The 15,710-nt window shown below is 72.7% G+C and carries 9 protein-coding genes; 1 reads left to right on the forward strand and 8 read right to left on the reverse strand.

What is annotated here, in order from left to right:
* Positions 1-299 precede the first annotated feature (299 nt).
* The 8 genes from A6A08_RS24960 to A6A08_RS24990 all read right to left on the reverse strand — a co-directional run bounded on the left by A6A08_RS24960 (position 300) and on the right by A6A08_RS24990 (position 12,976).
* Positions 300-5,777 (reverse strand): carboxyl transferase domain-containing protein, encoded by a 5,478-nt coding sequence (locus tag A6A08_RS24960; RefSeq protein WP_073705097.1) that lies wholly within the window; start codon positions 5,775-5,777, stop codon positions 300-302.
* Between the two features lie 279 nt (positions 5,778-6,056).
* Positions 6,057-6,455 carry an SRPBCC domain-containing protein gene (locus A6A08_RS24965; RefSeq protein ID WP_242422885.1) on the reverse strand — a complete coding sequence of 133 codons (399 nt, stop codon included), beginning with the start codon at positions 6,453-6,455 and terminating at the stop codon, positions 6,057-6,059.
* A complete protein-coding gene (locus A6A08_RS28360) occupies positions 6,452-7,675 on the reverse strand; it encodes a sugar phosphate isomerase/epimerase (protein ID WP_242422886.1) in 1,224 nt (407 codons plus the stop codon). Before A6A08_RS28360 ends, A6A08_RS24965 begins: the two co-directional genes overlap by 4 nt.
* Positions 7,669-8,274, reverse strand: a complete 606-nt coding sequence (locus A6A08_RS28365) for a hypothetical protein (RefSeq protein WP_199867050.1) — start codon at positions 8,272-8,274, stop codon at positions 7,669-7,671. The genes A6A08_RS28360 and A6A08_RS28365 overlap by 7 nt, the downstream gene beginning before the upstream one ends.
* 252 nt (positions 8,275-8,526) lie before the next feature.
* The gene (locus A6A08_RS24980) at positions 8,527-8,844 is read right to left on the reverse strand and encodes a hypothetical protein (protein WP_073705099.1); all 318 of its coding nucleotides are present in this window, start codon (positions 8,842-8,844) and stop codon (positions 8,527-8,529) included.
* A 499-nt stretch (positions 8,845-9,343) separates the two neighbouring features.
* Positions 9,344-10,141: an FAD-dependent thymidylate synthase gene (gene thyX / locus A6A08_RS24985; protein ID WP_073705100.1), complete on the reverse strand. Its 798-nt coding sequence runs from the start codon at positions 10,139-10,141 to the stop codon at positions 9,344-9,346.
* Between the two features lie 267 nt (positions 10,142-10,408).
* Positions 10,409-10,549, reverse strand: a complete 141-nt coding sequence (locus A6A08_RS28370; protein ID WP_199867036.1) for a GPGG-motif small membrane protein — start codon at positions 10,547-10,549, stop codon at positions 10,409-10,411.
* Between the two features lie 198 nt (positions 10,550-10,747).
* Entirely contained in the window at positions 10,748-12,976 is a 2,229-nt protein-coding gene (locus A6A08_RS24990; protein WP_073705101.1) for an anthranilate synthase component I, read from the reverse strand.
* A 359-nt stretch (positions 12,977-13,335) separates the two neighbouring features.
* Here A6A08_RS24990 and A6A08_RS24995 point away from each other — a divergent pair, with 359 nt between their 5' ends.
* Complete coding sequence (locus tag A6A08_RS24995; protein ID WP_073705102.1) at positions 13,336-15,663, forward strand: ATP-binding domain-containing protein; 2,328 nt, start codon at positions 13,336-13,338, stop codon at positions 15,661-15,663.
* Positions 15,664-15,710: the final 47 nt, after the last annotated feature.

Below are 15,710 nucleotides of genomic sequence, written 5' to 3' on the forward strand. Positions count from 1 at the left end.
CGGTGTCCGGAAGGAGTGGGGGGGTAGGGAGCGCTCCCATGCAACGGGAAGCTAACACGAAAAACGTTTTTACGGTAGCCGGACGGCTACGGAAAGCCAGGGACGGGCCCGCCCGGGAGGCACACCGGGGCCCGTGGCCGGCCGGACGGGGGCCCGCCTGCCCGCACGGTCGCGTCCGGGGCGGCACGGTGGTGGGGCCGTGACACGAGGCGGGCGCTCCCCGCCCCCAGCGGTGTCGTCATCCACCGCTGAGGGGGCGGGAAGCGCCCCTGCCGGATCGTTCGCCGACTCCCCGCGTTCTACCGGGAGGCGCCCTGGCGCAGACGGGACTCGATGGCCTCGATGACGCGCGGGCGCAGCTCCGCGGCGCGGATGACGGCGTCGACGGAGCCGACCTCGACCGCGCGCCGGATGTCGTGCACGCGGTCGAACTCCGCTGCCACCTCGCCGAGCTTCTCCACACGGACCGAGGAGCGCAGCTCGTCGAGCTCCGCGGTCAACGCGGCGCGTTCGGCCCCGGACGCGGCCGCGACGCGGGCCTCCAGGTCCCGCACGCGCGGGTCGGCCGCGGTGCGGGCGTTGACCTCGCCGGAGAAGACCACCGCGGCGGCGGGGGCGCCGCCGAGCACCGAGGCGAACGAGCCCTCCAGCGCGAGCACGGTCATGTTCGGGTTCAGCGCCTTCGAGAACACCACGAACGCGCCGCCGTGGTACCGCGAGATCACGCAGAACACGATGGGCCCCTGGAAGTTCACGATCGCGCGGCCGATCTCGGCCCCGTACTCCAGCTGCAGCTTGCGCATCGACTCCGGCGAGCCGTCGAAGCCCGACAGGTTCGCCAGCACCACCAGCGGCCGGTTGCCGCTGGCCGCGTTGATCGCCCGTGCGGCCTTCTTCGACGACCGCGGGAACAGCGTGCCCGCGGTGTAGGTGTCCGGGCCGTCCGTGGGCGGGAAGCCGCGCCGCGGCACCGACCGCGACTCGATGCCGAGCAGGCACACCGGCATGCCGCCGAGGTGCACGTCCTGCACCGTCGCGGTCTCCGCGTCGGCCATGCCCGCCCAGCGCTCCAGCACCGGGTGGTCCTGGTCGGCGAGCGCCCGCATCACGGTCCGGATGTCGAACGGCTTCTTGCGGTCCGGGTTGGTCTCGGCGGAGAAGATCTCGCCGACGGTGGTGAAGTCGCTGCCCTCCACGGCGTGCGGGAAGCCGGAGATGTCGCGGTCGGCGGGGTCGGACGTCCGCGCCCGCCGCGGCGCCTCCTCGCCCGGTGCGATGTAGGAGTGGGCGTAGTGCGACATCAGCACGTCCCGGGCGGCGGTCAGATTCGGCGCCCAGTACTGCGCCTGCCCGTTGGGTCCCATCACCCGGTCGTAGCCGCCGATGCCGAAGTTGTCCTCGGCCGACACACCGCCGGAGAAGTCGAGCGACTGCTTTCCGGTGAGCACCATCGCCGAGTCCGGGGTCATCACCAGGATGCCCTTGGTGTGCATGAGCATCGTCGCCTCGGCGTTCCAGTACGGCTGCGCGCCGACGTTGATGCCCGCGACCACGATGTTGATCTCGCCGCCGTCCTGGGTGAACTCGACGATCCGTTTGAGCGCCGCGGCCACCCAGTCCATGTTCTCGGTGCCCGACTCCATGGAGATCCGGGCTCCGGCGGACAGCGCGTACCACTCCAGCGGCACCCGCATCCGCTCGGCCAGGTCCAGCGCCGCGATCACGCGGCGGCACTCCGGCTCCGACAGCGCGCCGAGCGACTTCGTCGGGTCGCCGAGCAGCACCACCCTGGTGACCCCCTGGGGGTGCTCCCGGGTCGGCGTGGTGACCACACCGGCGACGATCGCCGCGGTGTTGCGCCCCTTGGGCCGGTCGACCGGCACCAGCACGTGGTCGTCGTCGAGGTCGTGCTCGACGAAGTCGCCGAGCAGGCCGGTCAGCTCGTACGGGTACACCGTGTTGCGGCTGCTCGCGCGCAGCACCTTCTGCCGGTAGTCGTCGACGGGCTCGACCGGCTCGTCCGACGGCTCGCCGACGGTCAGCTCGACGCCGCCGGCGGCGTCGAAGGAGACGCGCACGGCGACCTTGGCCAGCTCGCCGGTCCTCCGGTCGCGCTGGCGCGCGATGAACAGGATCTCCTCCAGGCCGGCGCCCGTGGTCGTCGGCAGCACGCGCCTGCCGATCGTCTCCAGCTCCTCCCGGGTGATGTCGATCGGCGGCCAGACGTAGACCACGATCCGGTTGGTGTTGGAGCGCTTCCTCGGAGGGCGCTGCGCCTGCGCGCGGCGGATCGAGTCGAGGCAGGTGGCGATGGTGTTCTCGGCCGTCGGCAGCGCGATCAGCCTGCCGTCGTGCTCGCGCAGCTCGGTCAGGTCGCGCACCTGCGCGAACGCGACAAGGCGGTCGTCCGACGGGTTCTCCCGCGCCACGCACCGGAAGAGGTAGACCTCCTCGTCCGACGACGGCAGCCGGGTCAGGTCGAACTTGCTCAGCCGCTCCAGCTGCATCCGCTGCGCGATGTACGGGTGCAGGCCGCGGATCAGCCGGTCCTCGGCCATTCCGGTGTCCGACGGGCGGAACGTGAAGTGGTGGTGCATCACCGCACCGTCCCTGCCGGCGACGGTGGCGGTGAGCCGGCGGACCCGGTCCGGCAGCGGGTGCACGCTGAGGACCTCGTTCAGCGCGGTCGCCATCGCGTCGGAGTCCTCGGGCTGCTTCTCCCAGGCGAGGTAGATGTCGGCGTCGACGGCGTCCTCGCCGTTCGCCAGCTCCGCGAGGCCGCGCAGCGCGCTGCCCAGCGCCTCGAAGCCCACCGCGGTGGAGGCCACGCGCGAGCCCGCGCGCTCGGCGACCACGAACGTGCAGCCCGCGACCTCGCTGGTGCGGACGCCGGTGAGTCCCTTGTTGCCGTAGTACCGCCGGGTCAGCACCTCCAGCATGACCGCGTTGTCCAGGTCCTCGCGGACGAGCCGCTGACCGAGCAGCCGCACCAGCGGCTCGGTGCTGCGCACCATCTCGGCGATGCGCTCGGCGCGGTCCGGCGCGTCCGGGTTCGCGTCCAGGTGGCGCAGGTGCCTGCGGACGTCGGCGTAGACGCGGGCGCGGTTGCGGCGCAGCAGCGGCTGGCCGAACCAGGAGAACACCACGCCGCGCGCGAGGTCGGCGACCACGGGGAAGCGGACCTGCGTCGCGGCCACCAGCCGCTCCAGCACGAGGCCGGCGGGCTCGCGCAGCGCCTCGTCCGGCGGCGGCTCCCCCAGCCAGGCGCGCAGCAGCGCCGTGACGACCGTGGCGTCGGCGGACGCCCTCTGCTGGGCGAGGAAGATCCGGAACACCGCGGCCTCGAGCTCGGGGGAGCGCTCCAGGTCGGTGACCCCGTAGTGCCCGAGCGCCCTGGCGAGCTTGGCCTGGAAGGACTCCGGCAGCCCGGCCCGCTCGACGTCGAGGCTCTGCAGGTAGGTGTGGAAGTACTCGCGGGGGCTGTGCACGTGGGCGTCGCCGCCGCCGTCCTCGCCCGCGGGCCGGTTGCGGCTCAGCTCGGCGAGGTCGGTGAGCACACCGACGAGCTCCAGCTCCTCGGCCAGCGGCCGGTGGCCGTCCTCGGTGGCCGTCCGGCGCGCGGCGAGGTAGTCGTCGAGTACACGGAGTTCGTCGTGCGGGTCGACGTCGAAGCCCAGCAGCAGGCTGCGCAGGTCCTCCCGGCCGCGTGCGAGCCGCTCCCGCGCCGGGGCCTCCCCGGTCGCGGACGGCAGGTCCAGCTCGACGGAACCGGCGGCCGGGGCGGCCTCGGTGTCGCCGCCGTCGGCGAGCGGCTCCAGCCGCAGCAGCGGTGCGCCGGTCTCCACCTGGCTGCCCACGGACACGGCGCACTCCTTCAGGCGCGCCCTGAACGGTGCCCGCAGCACCGTCTCCATCTTCATGCTCTCCAGCACCAGCACCGGCGCGTCCGCCTCGACCTCGGCGCCGACCTCCAGCGGCGTGGCGACGACCAGCGCGGGCGTGGGCGAGCGGAGGACACCGCCCTCGTCGCGGCTGACCCTGTGCGTCACGCCGTCCACCTCGACCAGGTGGACCGGCCCGTGCGTGTCGGTGAGCAGGCGGTACCGGACACCGTTGACGGTGATCCGCCCGGCGTACCGGTCGAAGCGGTCGAGTTCGACGTCGGCGGTGCGGGCCTCGCCGCCCGCTTCGACGCCGACGCGGAAGCGGTGCGCCCCCACCCGCGCGACGCGTACGCGGTAGCCGACGCCGCGCAGCTTGAGGTCCAGCGGTCGGCCGCTCTGGTGCTGCACCTGCGGGCGTCCGCCGAACGCCGTCGACAGCAGCCGCTGCCGCTCGGCGCGCTCCTCCTCCTCGTAGGCCTCGATGGCGGCGGCCGCCAGCGCGACCGCGGAGTGCCGGTGCGAGACGAGCCCGCCCTCACCGCGGACGCGGTCGATCCAGCCGGTGTCCGCGCTGGCGTCGATCACCTCGGGCCGGTCGAGCAGGTCGAGCACGAAGCTCTTGTTCGTCGCGCCGCCCGCGATGACCACCGTGGTCTGCGCCATCGCCCGGCGCAGCCTGCCGAGCGCCTCGTCGCGGTCGCGGCCGTAGGCGATGATCTTCGCGATCATCGAGTCGAAGTCGGCGGGGATGGTGTCGCCCTCGCTGACGCCGGTGTCCACGCGGATGCCGGGGCCGGCGGGCAGGTCCAGCCGCACGATGCGGCCCGGGGAGGGCGCGAAGTCGCGGTCGGGGTCCTCGGCGTTCAACCGGGCCTCGACGGCGTGCCCGCGCTCCACCGGCGGCTCGCCCTCGAGCCTGCCTCCGGACGCCACGTGCAGCTGCGCCCTGACGAGGTCGAACCCGGTGGTGGACTCGGTGATCGGGTGCTCGACCTGCAGGCGGGTGTTGACCTCCAGGAAGGCGAACATCTCGTCGCCGGGGTGGTAGAGGAACTCGACGGTCGCCGCGCCGCGGTAGCCGACCGCGACGGCCAGGCGCTCGGCCGACGCCTTGAGCTCGGCCGTCTGCGAGGGCGCGAGCACCGGCGACGCCGACTCCTCGATGATCTTCTGGTTGCGCCGCTGCACCGAGCAGTCGCGCACGCCCAGCGCCCACGCGGTGCCCTCGCCGTCGGCGATCACCTGCACCTCGACGTGCCGGGCGCCGGTGACCAGGCGCTCCAGGAACACGACGCCGCTGCCGAACGCCCGCGCGGCCTCCTGGCTGGTGCGCTCGTAGGCGTCGGTGAGCTCGGCCTCGTTCGTGACCACCCGGATACCGCGCCCGCCGCCGCCCGCGGTCGCCTTCAGCATCAGCGGGTAGCCGATCCCGTCCGCCGCCGCCAGTGCCTCGTCCAGGGTCTGGACCGCGCCGCGGCTCCAGGGCGCGACCGGCACGCCGACCTCCTCGGCGATCAGCTTCGCGCCGATCTTGTCGCCGAGCCTGCGCATGGCCTCCGCGCTCGGGCCGACGAAGGTGACGCCGATCCTCTCACACAGCTCCGCGAACGCCGGGTCCTCGGCGACGAAGCCCCAGCCGACCCACGCGGCGTCGGCCCCGGTCTCCACCAGCGCGCGCTCCAGCACCTCCAGGTCGAGGTAGGGGCGCGCGGACGCGGGACCGAGGTCGTAGGCGATGTCGGCCTCGCGTACGAACGTGGAGGTGCGGTCGACGTCGGTGTACAGGGCGACGGTCTCGATCCGTGTCCCTGTCTCCGCGGCGACGTCCCGTACGGCGTGGATGAGCCGCATGGCGGCCTCACCACGGTTGACGATGGCGATACGGCTGAACACCCGACCAAGCTCCTCTGTAGACCAACGATGTGCGCGCCGCGGCAGGGCGGCCCACTGCAGAGTCCAACCCTTCCGTCTTCCGGCCCCGAGCGCCATGGCGCAGACAACACACGCTAGGCGGTTCCTGTTGTGGAAAACGTCCAAAGACCGCCGTTCACGACGTGTTCGAGCCCACGATCGGCGCGGGTCCGGCCGGGCTCGGGGAAGGGTCCGGCCCGCCGGCGGCGGCCGGAGGACCCGTGGCGGACGGCTGAGACGCTCGCCACGGTGGGCCGGGGGTCACCGCTCGACGTGGGCCGCGAGGTTGGCCAGGGACGAGGCGAGGGCCTCCTCGTGGACGGCGTGGTCGATGCCCGGGGGCACGTCGGTGGCCTCGACGGTCACCAGGGTGCCCTCCGGTGCCTCGGCGAGCCGCCAGGTCATCGTCATCGTCCCGGCGAAGGCCGGATCCGGTGACTCGAAGGCGACCCGCTGCACGATCCGCTCCTCGGGCACCAGCTCGGCGAAGGCGGCCTCGGTGACGTCGCTGGACTCGGAGGTCTTGCCCCGTCCGGACCGCGGGTCGAGGTAGGTCAGCACCATGCGGAACCCGCCCCCGGGCCACGGCTCGAAGCGCTCCATCCGGCCGGTCATGCCCTCCGGCGGCAGCCAGGCCGCGAGGGCGTCCGGGTCGGTCATGGCCCGGTAGACCGCCGAAGCGGGCGCCCGGACGGTCCTGCCTCCACGGTCGGTACGCGGTCCTGCCCGGCCCACGGCCCCACCCCACCTCTTCGCGAACGCGCCTGTGCCCCGAACCTAGCGGCCCCCGCCGACGAACGGCGGGCGACCGGCCGGGCCTCCCCGGCGGAGGTCCCGCTCCCGGTGCCACTGTGAGATGTCGGCGGCGTCACCGGGAGCGGGATCGTTCCGAGCGGGCACGGCCGTGCGGCCGGGCCCTCACCGGGGGCGGCGGCCCTGGACCGAGTAGATCGCGCAGGAGCAGGCCCGAAAGGACGGGTGGGCCAGGAGGGCGCGGTCGTCGGGCGAGAGGGCCGCGCGCCCCGGACCCCCTCCGCGCTCCGGGGCGCGGACATCGCGTACCACTGCCCGGCCATGAGCCGCTCCAGCTCGTGCCCGTAGGCGACGAAGGCGGCACGGTCCCCTCGGCCGGGGTCGGCTCCCGAGGCCCGCAGGTGCGGGCGCAGGTGCAGGTGGGGTTCGATGGACAGCGCTCCGGCGTAACCGTGCTCGGCCAGCAGATCCAGGCACGCGGCGACCCCGGCCTCCCCGGTGCCGGGGAGCACGTGGCCGACCTCGCCCCCGGGCCCGGTCACCGCGTCCTTGACGTGGACGTGCGCCACGTGCGCGACGAGGGCGCGCAGCGTCTCGGGGGCACGGTATCCGTGGGCGACGCCGTTGCCGGTGTCGAACAGCAGTCGCAGCGCCGGGCTGTCCACCTCGGCCAGCAGATCCAGCGCCCGCTCCGCGCTCTCACCCGCCCAGCCCGCGCAGTTCTCGTGACTGTCCGCCTCCTTTCCCCGGGCGCGGGACGCGCACAGGCTCTTGGCCTCGGTGAGCAGCCGGACCGCCTCGATCTGGGCCGGGAGCGTTCCGGGGGTGCCGTGGGACCGGGCGTAGCGGGTGTAGGCGGCCCGGATGAACGCGGGGAGCGCGTCGTCGTCGAAGACCGAGCGGATCGGCCCCCACCCCTGGGCGTCCACCCGCAGCTGGGCCGTGTGGTCGGCCGCGCTGCACGGGTAGTGGCCGGTGAGCAGGGCCCTGTCGAACTCCAGCACGATGCGGCGCTCGCGCACGGGAGAGGTCAGGTCGGAGTCGATCCGGCTGCGCACCCCCGAGTGGTGCCTCAGGCTGAGCCGTGCGCGGCCCAGCCGGGGCAGCCGCGTCCGGTCGGTCACCATGTCCTCCAGGGAGGCCGAGGCGAGGTCCGCTCCCCCGCGAGGGTGATCACCACGGCCAGCGCGTGCGGCACCTCCACGTCGAAGGCCGTGGGGTGGCCCGGGGCCTTGGCGGTGCGGGTGAAACGGGGCTTGTTCTGCAGCACCGTGATGGCGCGCAGGTCCCCGAAGGCCCTTGACCGCAGGACCGCGTGCAGCCGCCGCGTGAGCGCGCTGTCCAGCCACTGGGTGGTGACGGTGATGTCCAGTCCCCAGCGCCGCCGGAGCCGGGCGACGGAGGCCAGCCCCACCAGGTCCAGGGCCAGCGGCTTCTCCACGATGATCTTGCGGTAGCCGAGCTCGGCCAAGCGCTCCAGCGGACCGGAGCGCAGGTGCGGCGGTGTGCACAGGTGGACCACGGTGCTCCGCGGCGGCGCGTGGTGCACCGCCTCCTCCGGGGAGCCGACCGTGAGCACTCCCTCGGCCGAGGTCCGGAACGGGTCGTATCCCACCACCGGGCCCGGGGCGAACAGGGCGGGTTCCCGGGCCCGCGCCTTGGCGAGCGACGGCAGGTGCAGCCCTTCTCCCGATCTGCCGAGACCGACGAAGAAGGTGTGCAGCATAGCGGACGGGCACCTTTCCGTTTCTTCTCATCGCGATGCGCGGCGCACCACCGCGCACGTTTCGTCCATTCCGCTGGCCGCGCCGAAAACGCCGAAAGCGCCGGACAACCGAATTTCCCTCTCCCTGTGAGAATTGCGGGAACGGTTGTTCCCTCTTTCGTGAACCGTGGTGCCGAAAGGCCCCGCCGCGGCGGTTCACGCCCGCCGGGCGGTTCCGCGGACGCCGTCCGCCCACCGCGGGACCGGACCGGTTCAGGACACCGAGAAGCTGAACATCCCGCTGGGCGGAGCGTGCCAGCCGTGGTCGGGGGCGACCACGAGGCCGGGGCTCAGACAGGCCGGGCCGGCGTGCATGCTCACGTCGGAGTCGGTGAGGTTGACCAGCACGTGCGCGGTGGCCGGAAGCGAGTGGCACACGCCCGAGGGGGGATCCGGGTAACGCGTCAGCTCCTCGAACTCGGTCGTGAACACCACGACCTCTCCCGTGGCGGCGTGCGCCGGGACGGCCCCCAGAACCGTCCCGCCCACCGCGAAGGCGAACGCGGCGGCGGCAGACACCAGAACCCTCATTCCACTTTCCCTCCTTCACCCTTCGGACATCTCCGGGAAAGGCGCGGCCCCGCACGAGTCGTCGGCGCGGCGGGGGCGGCCTGAGCCATCCTTCCTTCTTCCACACCAAAAAGGCCAGCCCCAAAGGAAAGCGACAGTAATTTCGGGCCGCCACTACAAGTCACAAAACAGAGCAAGTCCCGGAGTAAGGAAAGTCATGAAAACAGGACCTTCGCAGGGGATCATGACTTTCTTCGCCCTTAGGACCTGGTATCGCCCGGAAGGTGCCCGTTTCCGGGACAGCGGAGTCCAGGGCGCGTGGGACCACGGGTGCTGTCATCGCTCGCTGTTACGGGTGATGCCGCGAAAACCCGCACACCGGTTCCCACTGGGCGGCGTGCTACTCGGGTCGGTTCCGGTGGAACGGCGTCCACCATGCGCCCTCATCGTGAGAAAAGGCGCTCTTTCCTGCATGCACAAAAAAGCCCGCCCCCGGAGGGGACGGGCACGGCTGCGGCGGTCAGACCTTGCGCCACCGCGGGACCCAGGCGCCGTCCTGCACCTCGTAGTCGCCGAAGAGCGCCGGGGCCTCCTCCCGCAGGGCCTCACCGACGAGGTGGAACAGCAGGCGGATCTCCTCCTCGGCCCCGGGCGCGGTGCGCGCCTCCAGGGTGTGGCGCAGGGTGCGCACGTTGGCGGTCCACACCAGGCCGGTCGCCACACCCTCGGGGGCGAAGCGGCGCATGAACGAGGTCTTGTGCTTCTTCTCGGCGAACTTCACGCCCTCGTCGTCGAGGCCGAAGTGGTCGGCCATCCAGAGCTGGAACTCCTCCATCTGCTGGAGCATCGCCGTGGCGCGCTCCATCAGTTCCGGGTCCTCCTCGGCCCAGTCGGGGAACCAGAACGGCAGGTCGCTCAGGCGCACGAAACGCAGGGACTCCTGCGAGACGGCCACGCCCGGGCGGTGCCGGATGAGCTCGTGGGTCAGCACACGGGACACGTTGTGCAGGACGAAACTGAAGCTGATGTGCTCCAGGACCGAGCCGTGCAGGCTGGCCAGGAGGTTGCCGAGGTAGGCGTCCTGGTCCTTGCGCACCCGGGTGACGTTGGGGTTCAGCCCCGGTTCCCAGGAGCGGTAGCACAGCCGCCCGGCGAACTCGGCGAGGTTCTGCGGGTCGTTGAGGTGGGCGTCGAGCTCACCGCGGTCGAACCTCTCCAGCCACGCCTCTCCCCCGACCTCCTTGAGGTAGTCGGCGATGGCGTCGTAGTCCACCTGCGGACGCGCCACCAGACGGACCTGCGGCTCGACCCTCTTCACAGCATGCCTCCCGTTCGTGATCCCCGCTCCCGCAGCGCACGCCGAACAGCCGTGACCAGGGGTTCCGGGGCACGGGAGCGTGATGGGGGCGGGGGCTGACCAGCCTCACACGAGGGTACACGGGGCCGGGCCCGGTCAGGCGGGGGGCCGAGTACAGGGGGCGGTCCGGGCTCCCGCCGGATCGTACCGGTCGGGTGCCCGGCCCGTGTTCGGTACTGCCTGTGGTGCCTTTCGCCTGTGGCGTCCGGCCGGAGAAGGGTGCACGGGCTAGAAACCGTAGAAGTAACCGGGTGCGATGAAGAGTCCGATGACAATGGCGATGATGCCCCAGAGCAGCTGCCCGCGCAGCACCCCGAGAACGCCGGCGACGATGAGGATGATTCCGAGGATCGTAAGCAAAATACCCATACACAACCACTGTCCCGTAACGGGTTGATCAAACTTTTTGACGGGCCGAGTTTGTGGAAAAGGAGTCCCAACGCAGGTGGGGGGTCGCGTACGGGGTACCGGGGCGACCGTGACCCCTGGGGAGGCCGGGAATCCGCGCGTGGGCGACGCCACGCGCGGATCCCGCCGGAGAGCGGCCGAAGGGGCGGGCGGCCCGTCTCAGCCACGGGCCAGGCGCAGGGCCCGGGCCACGATGCCCTCGCCGACGGCCGCGGTGAGGATCGACTCGGGGTGGAACTGGACCGCGTACCACCGCGCTGCCGGGTCCTCGATCGCCATCACGACGGGCTCCTCGTCCGCCCCGCCGTCCAGGACGGCGGTGACCTCGAAGTGCTTCACCAGGTCGGGGACGGTGTAGGTGGAGTGGTAGCGGGCCGCGGGGAAGACGCCGTCGCCGTCCAGTCCGGTCAGGAGCTCTCCTCCGGACACCCGTACCCGGCCGGGCTTGCCGTGCACCGGCTCGTCCAGGGTGCGCAGTTCTCCCCCGGCGTGCTCCACCATTCCCTGCAGCCCCAGGCACACCCCGAACACCGGCAGGCCGCGGGCGGCGAGCTCGTCCAGCAGGGCCGACATCCCGAAGTCCACGGGCAGGCCGGGGCCGGGAGAGATGACCACCAGGTCGGGGGCGAGCCGGTCGAGCAGGGAGGCGTCGAACCCGTAGCGGACGGTGGTCACCTCCGCCCCGTGGCGGCGCACGTAGTCGGCGAGGGTGTTGACGAAGGAGTCCTCGTGGTCCACCAGCAGCACCCTCATGCCCCGGCCGGGCAGTTCGGCGGGGGCCGCGCCGGTCTCCTCCGCGCCCTCCTCCGGCTCCTCGGCCCGCTCTCCCAGGGCGAGGGTCTCCAGCAGGGCGCGCGCCTTGAGGAAGGTCTCCTTCTCCTCGGCCTCGGGGTCGGAGTCGTAGAGCAGGGTGGCACCCGCCCGCACGGCGGCCACACCGTCGCGGATGTGGGCGGTGCGCAGGGTGAGACCGGTGTTCATGGAACCGTCGAAGTTCAGGACGCCGACGGCTCCGCCGTACCAGCGGCGGGGACTGGTCTCGTTCTGCTCGATGAACCGCATCGCCCAGGTCTTGGGCGCTCCCGTGACGGTGACCGCCCACATGTGGGTGAGGAAGGCGTCCAGCGCGTCGAACTCGTGGCGCAGGGTGCCCTCGATGTGGTCGACGGTGTGGATCAGGCGCGAGTACATCTCGATCTGGCGGCGGCCGATGACCCGGACGCTGCCCGGCTCGCACACGCGGGACTTGTCGTTGCGGTCCACGTCGGTGCACATGGTCAGCTCGGACTTCTCCTTGACCGAGGAGAGCAGCTCCTGGATGTTCTCGGCATCGCCCAGGGCGTCCTCGCCTCGGCGGATGGTGCCGGAGATCGGGCAGGTCTCGACCCTCTGTCCGGTGCCGGGCTCACCGCTGACCCGCACGAACATCTCCGGGGAGGCCCCGACCAGGTACTCGCCCTCGCCGAGGTTGAAGAAGAACTCGTAGGGGGCGGGGTTGCGCTCGCGCAGCAGCTCGTAGAAGCGGGCGGGCGAGGAGCAGCGGGCGTAGGTGCGGTGGCCGGGCACGACCTCGAACAGGTCGCCGCGGCGGAACTTCTCCTTGGCCCTGGCCACGACGCGCGCGTACGAACCGGGCTCGGGCCCCTCGGGCACCTCGGTGGCGACCACGGGCGGGGTGGGCTCGGTCTCGCGCGGCAGGCCGCGGGTGGTGGCCTCGGCGCGGTCCCCGTCGGCGGGGACGGTGAAGTCGTAGGTGTAGCGCACGCACGTCTCGCGCTTGCGGTCGCGGACGATGACGGCGTCGGGCAGGTGCAGGACCAGGTCGCGGTCGGCGGGGTCGCGGTCGATGTGCCGCTCGATGGGCTCGAACTGGAAGGCGAGGTCGTAGCCGAAGGCGCCGTACAGGCCCAGGTTGGTGTCCTCGGGGCTGTGCAGGGCGGCCAGGACGGCGCGCAGTGCGGTGAAGACGCTGGGACGGCGGCTGCGCTCCTCCTCCGTGAAGAAGGCGCCCGGGTCGGGCTCGGGGACGGTGACGGCGACGCGGCCGTGTTCGAGGTCGGCCATGGTGCTGCCGGGGTCGGGGGTCCCGGCGGAGTACAGGGCCCCGGCCAGGACGGGCAGCATGACGCGGCCGCGGTCGTTGAGCGCGGTGGCGGTGACGGTACGCCCGCGCGTGGTGATCTCCACGCAGGGATCGACATAGCCCAGGTGCCAGCGGTCGTAGCGGCCCGGGTACTCCATGCCGGAGGAGAGGACGCCGCCGCGCCGGTACTCGACCGACCGGACGAGGTCGGTGAGGATCTCGGGGTCGCAGGGGCTCGCGCTGCGGTGGACGGTCACGCCGCCCTGGGTGCGGTACGTGGTGGTCTGTGCGTCGCTGGGGTTCACGGCCGGTCCTTTGGCTGCGGTGGTCGGGGCGGGTCACACCGGCCGGGGCCGTGAAACAGGAAACGACCGCCGGTCCGGGGCGGTCGCTGCATGGGTATGCGCACTCGGAGCACCGCCTAGGGGCGGCGCCACCACTGGGCCTGGGTGGTCGTGTGTCGCATGCGCACGAGTGTAGCGGGTGCGGCGGGCTCTGGGGAGGGATTCACCGCATCGTGTTCCCTGTGCACCTGTTCCTCCGGACGGAGACGCGGGGGTGCCGACGCGCGCGTGAGGGGCGCGGCACCGTGTTAGGCTGTGGAACTCACTGTCACTTTTCGATATGGCAACAAAAAACCCACTCTACGGAGCATAGCAACCAGATGAGTTTCTGTCAAGTGGACGCCGAGGAGGCGTCGTCGGCCGCCCTCGCCGTGGAACAGGCCCGGGTCAGTGCGATGTACGAGCGCCTGGACGCCCTGCGTGCGTACACCGCCGACCAGCTCGCCGCGGCCCACCTGCAGGAGCGCGGGGGCTTCGCGGCCACCGTGGAACGCGAGACGCGCTCCTACGAGCAGGCCCGCCGCCGGACCCGGCTCGGGTCGGTCGAGGAGGGGCTGTGCTTCGGCCGTGTCGACCTGGCCCCGGAGGACGGGAGCGCCTCCGGTGAGGGGCCCGAGACCCTCTACGTGGGCCGGATCGGACTGCGCGACGCCGAATACGAGACCATCCTCGTGGACTGGCGTGCTCCGGCCGCACGCCCCTTCTACGCCGCCACCCCCGGCGACCCGCACGGGCTCACCCGCCGCCGCCACCTGCGGGTGCGCCGCCGCAGGGTGGTCGGACTCGACGACGACGTGTTCGACCCCGACGGCCTGACCGACACCGACCGCCGCCAACTGGTCGGCGAGGCGGCGCTGCTCGCCTCACTGCGCCGGGGGCGGACCGGGCGCATGGGCGACATCGTCGCCACCATCCAGACCGAGCAGGACAGGGTCATCCGCGCCCGGCTGTCCGGGGTCCTGGTGGTCCAGGGCGGCCCCGGCACAGGCAAGACCGTCGCGGCCCTGCACCGGGCCGCCTACCTGCTCTACACCCACCGCGACGTGCTGGAGCGGCGCGGGGTGCTGGTGGTGGGGCCCAACCCGGCGTTCCTGCGCTATGTCGGCGACGTGCTGCCCTCCCTCGGGGAGACCGACGTGGTCATGCGCACGGTCGGGGAGCTGTTCCCGGGAGTGAGGGCCTCCGCGCACGATCCGTACGAGGCCGCCGCGGTGAAGGGCTCGTCGGGGATGGCCGACCTGGTGCACGCGGCCGTGGCCGACCGCCAGCGCACACCCGAGGAGGCGTTCGGCGGCGAGGACCTGTTCGTGGAGACCGACGCGGGCGTGCTCACCGTGTCCGGCGCGCTGTGCGAGCACGTGCTGCGGACCGCGCGGGGTCTGCGCCTGCGGCACAACACCGCGCGCAAGTACGTGGTGAGGACCCTGCTCGAGGAGCTGGCGCGCTCCGAGTCGAAGCTGCTGGGCCGCCCCGTGGCGGAGGAGGACCTGGCCTTCGTCGGCGAGCGGCTCTGGCACGAGGACCCGGTGCGGGAGGCGCTGGACGGGCTGTGGCCCCACCTGACTCCGCAGCGGCTGCTGAGCGAGCTGTTCGCCGACCCCGGGGCGCTGGAGCGGGTCGGGGCCCGGGCCGGGATCGGTGCCGAGGCGTGCGCGGCCCTGGTCCGCTCCCCCGGGTCGCCGTGGACCGTGGAGGACGTCCCGCTGCTGGACGAGGCCGCCGAGCTGCTGGGGCACGACGACAGTGCCGAGCGTGCGCGCGAGCGCCGCGCCGAGGCCGAGCGGGCCGAGGAGGAGCGGTACGCGCAGGGCGTCCTGCAGCTCGCCGGCCTGTTCGACGACCAGCTGTTGGACGCCGACGCGGTGGACGTCGCCGCGATGGCGGCCCGGCACCGCGACACCGGTCCGGCGCGCACCACGGCCGACCGCGCGGGCGAGGACCGGGAGTGGACGTACGGGCACGTCATCGTGGACGAGGCCCAGGAGCTGTCGCCGATGGCCTGGCGCACGGTGATGCGCAGGGTGCCGACGCGGTCGTTGACCGTGGTGGGCGACGTGGCACAGACCGGCAGCGCGGCGGGGGCCCGGTCGTGGACGGCCGCCCTGGAGCCGTACGCGCGGGGCGAGGTGCACGTGGAGCGGCTGCGGGTGAACTACCGGACCCCGGCACCGATCATGGCGGTGGCCGCCGACGTGCTGCGTGAGGCGGCACCGGACGAGGAGGTGCCCGAGTCGGTGCGCGAGGAGGGCGATCCTCCGTGCGCGGTGCGGCTGCCGTCGCTGGAGGAGGGGCTGCCCGCGCTGGTCGACGGGGAGGTCCGGACGATCGGTGCGGGCAGGGTCGCGGTGGTCACCGCCGACCGGCACGTGGAGGAGGTGGCGGCGGCGCTGCCCGCGGCCGCCCGTCCGGGATCGGGCGGTCCGGGCACGGTCCGGGACGCTCTGGAGGAGTCGGTGGTGGTCCTGACCGCGACCGGGGCCAAGGGGCTGGAGTTCGACTCGGTGGTGGTCGTGGAGCCGGACGCACTGCTGGCGCAGCCGCGCGGCGCCAATGACCTGTACGTGGCGGTCACACGCGCCACGCGCCGGTTGACGGTCGCGCACACCGGGGAGCTGCCGGACGTGCTGGGCCGCCTCGCCGAGGGATAGGACCGGGACGCGTCACCGTTCCCGCGGCCCGGTCCCCTCCGCCCGCT

This window comes from Nocardiopsis sp. TSRI0078, assembly GCF_001905145.1.
Lineage (GTDB): Bacteria > Actinomycetota > Actinomycetes > Streptosporangiales > Streptosporangiaceae > Nocardiopsis.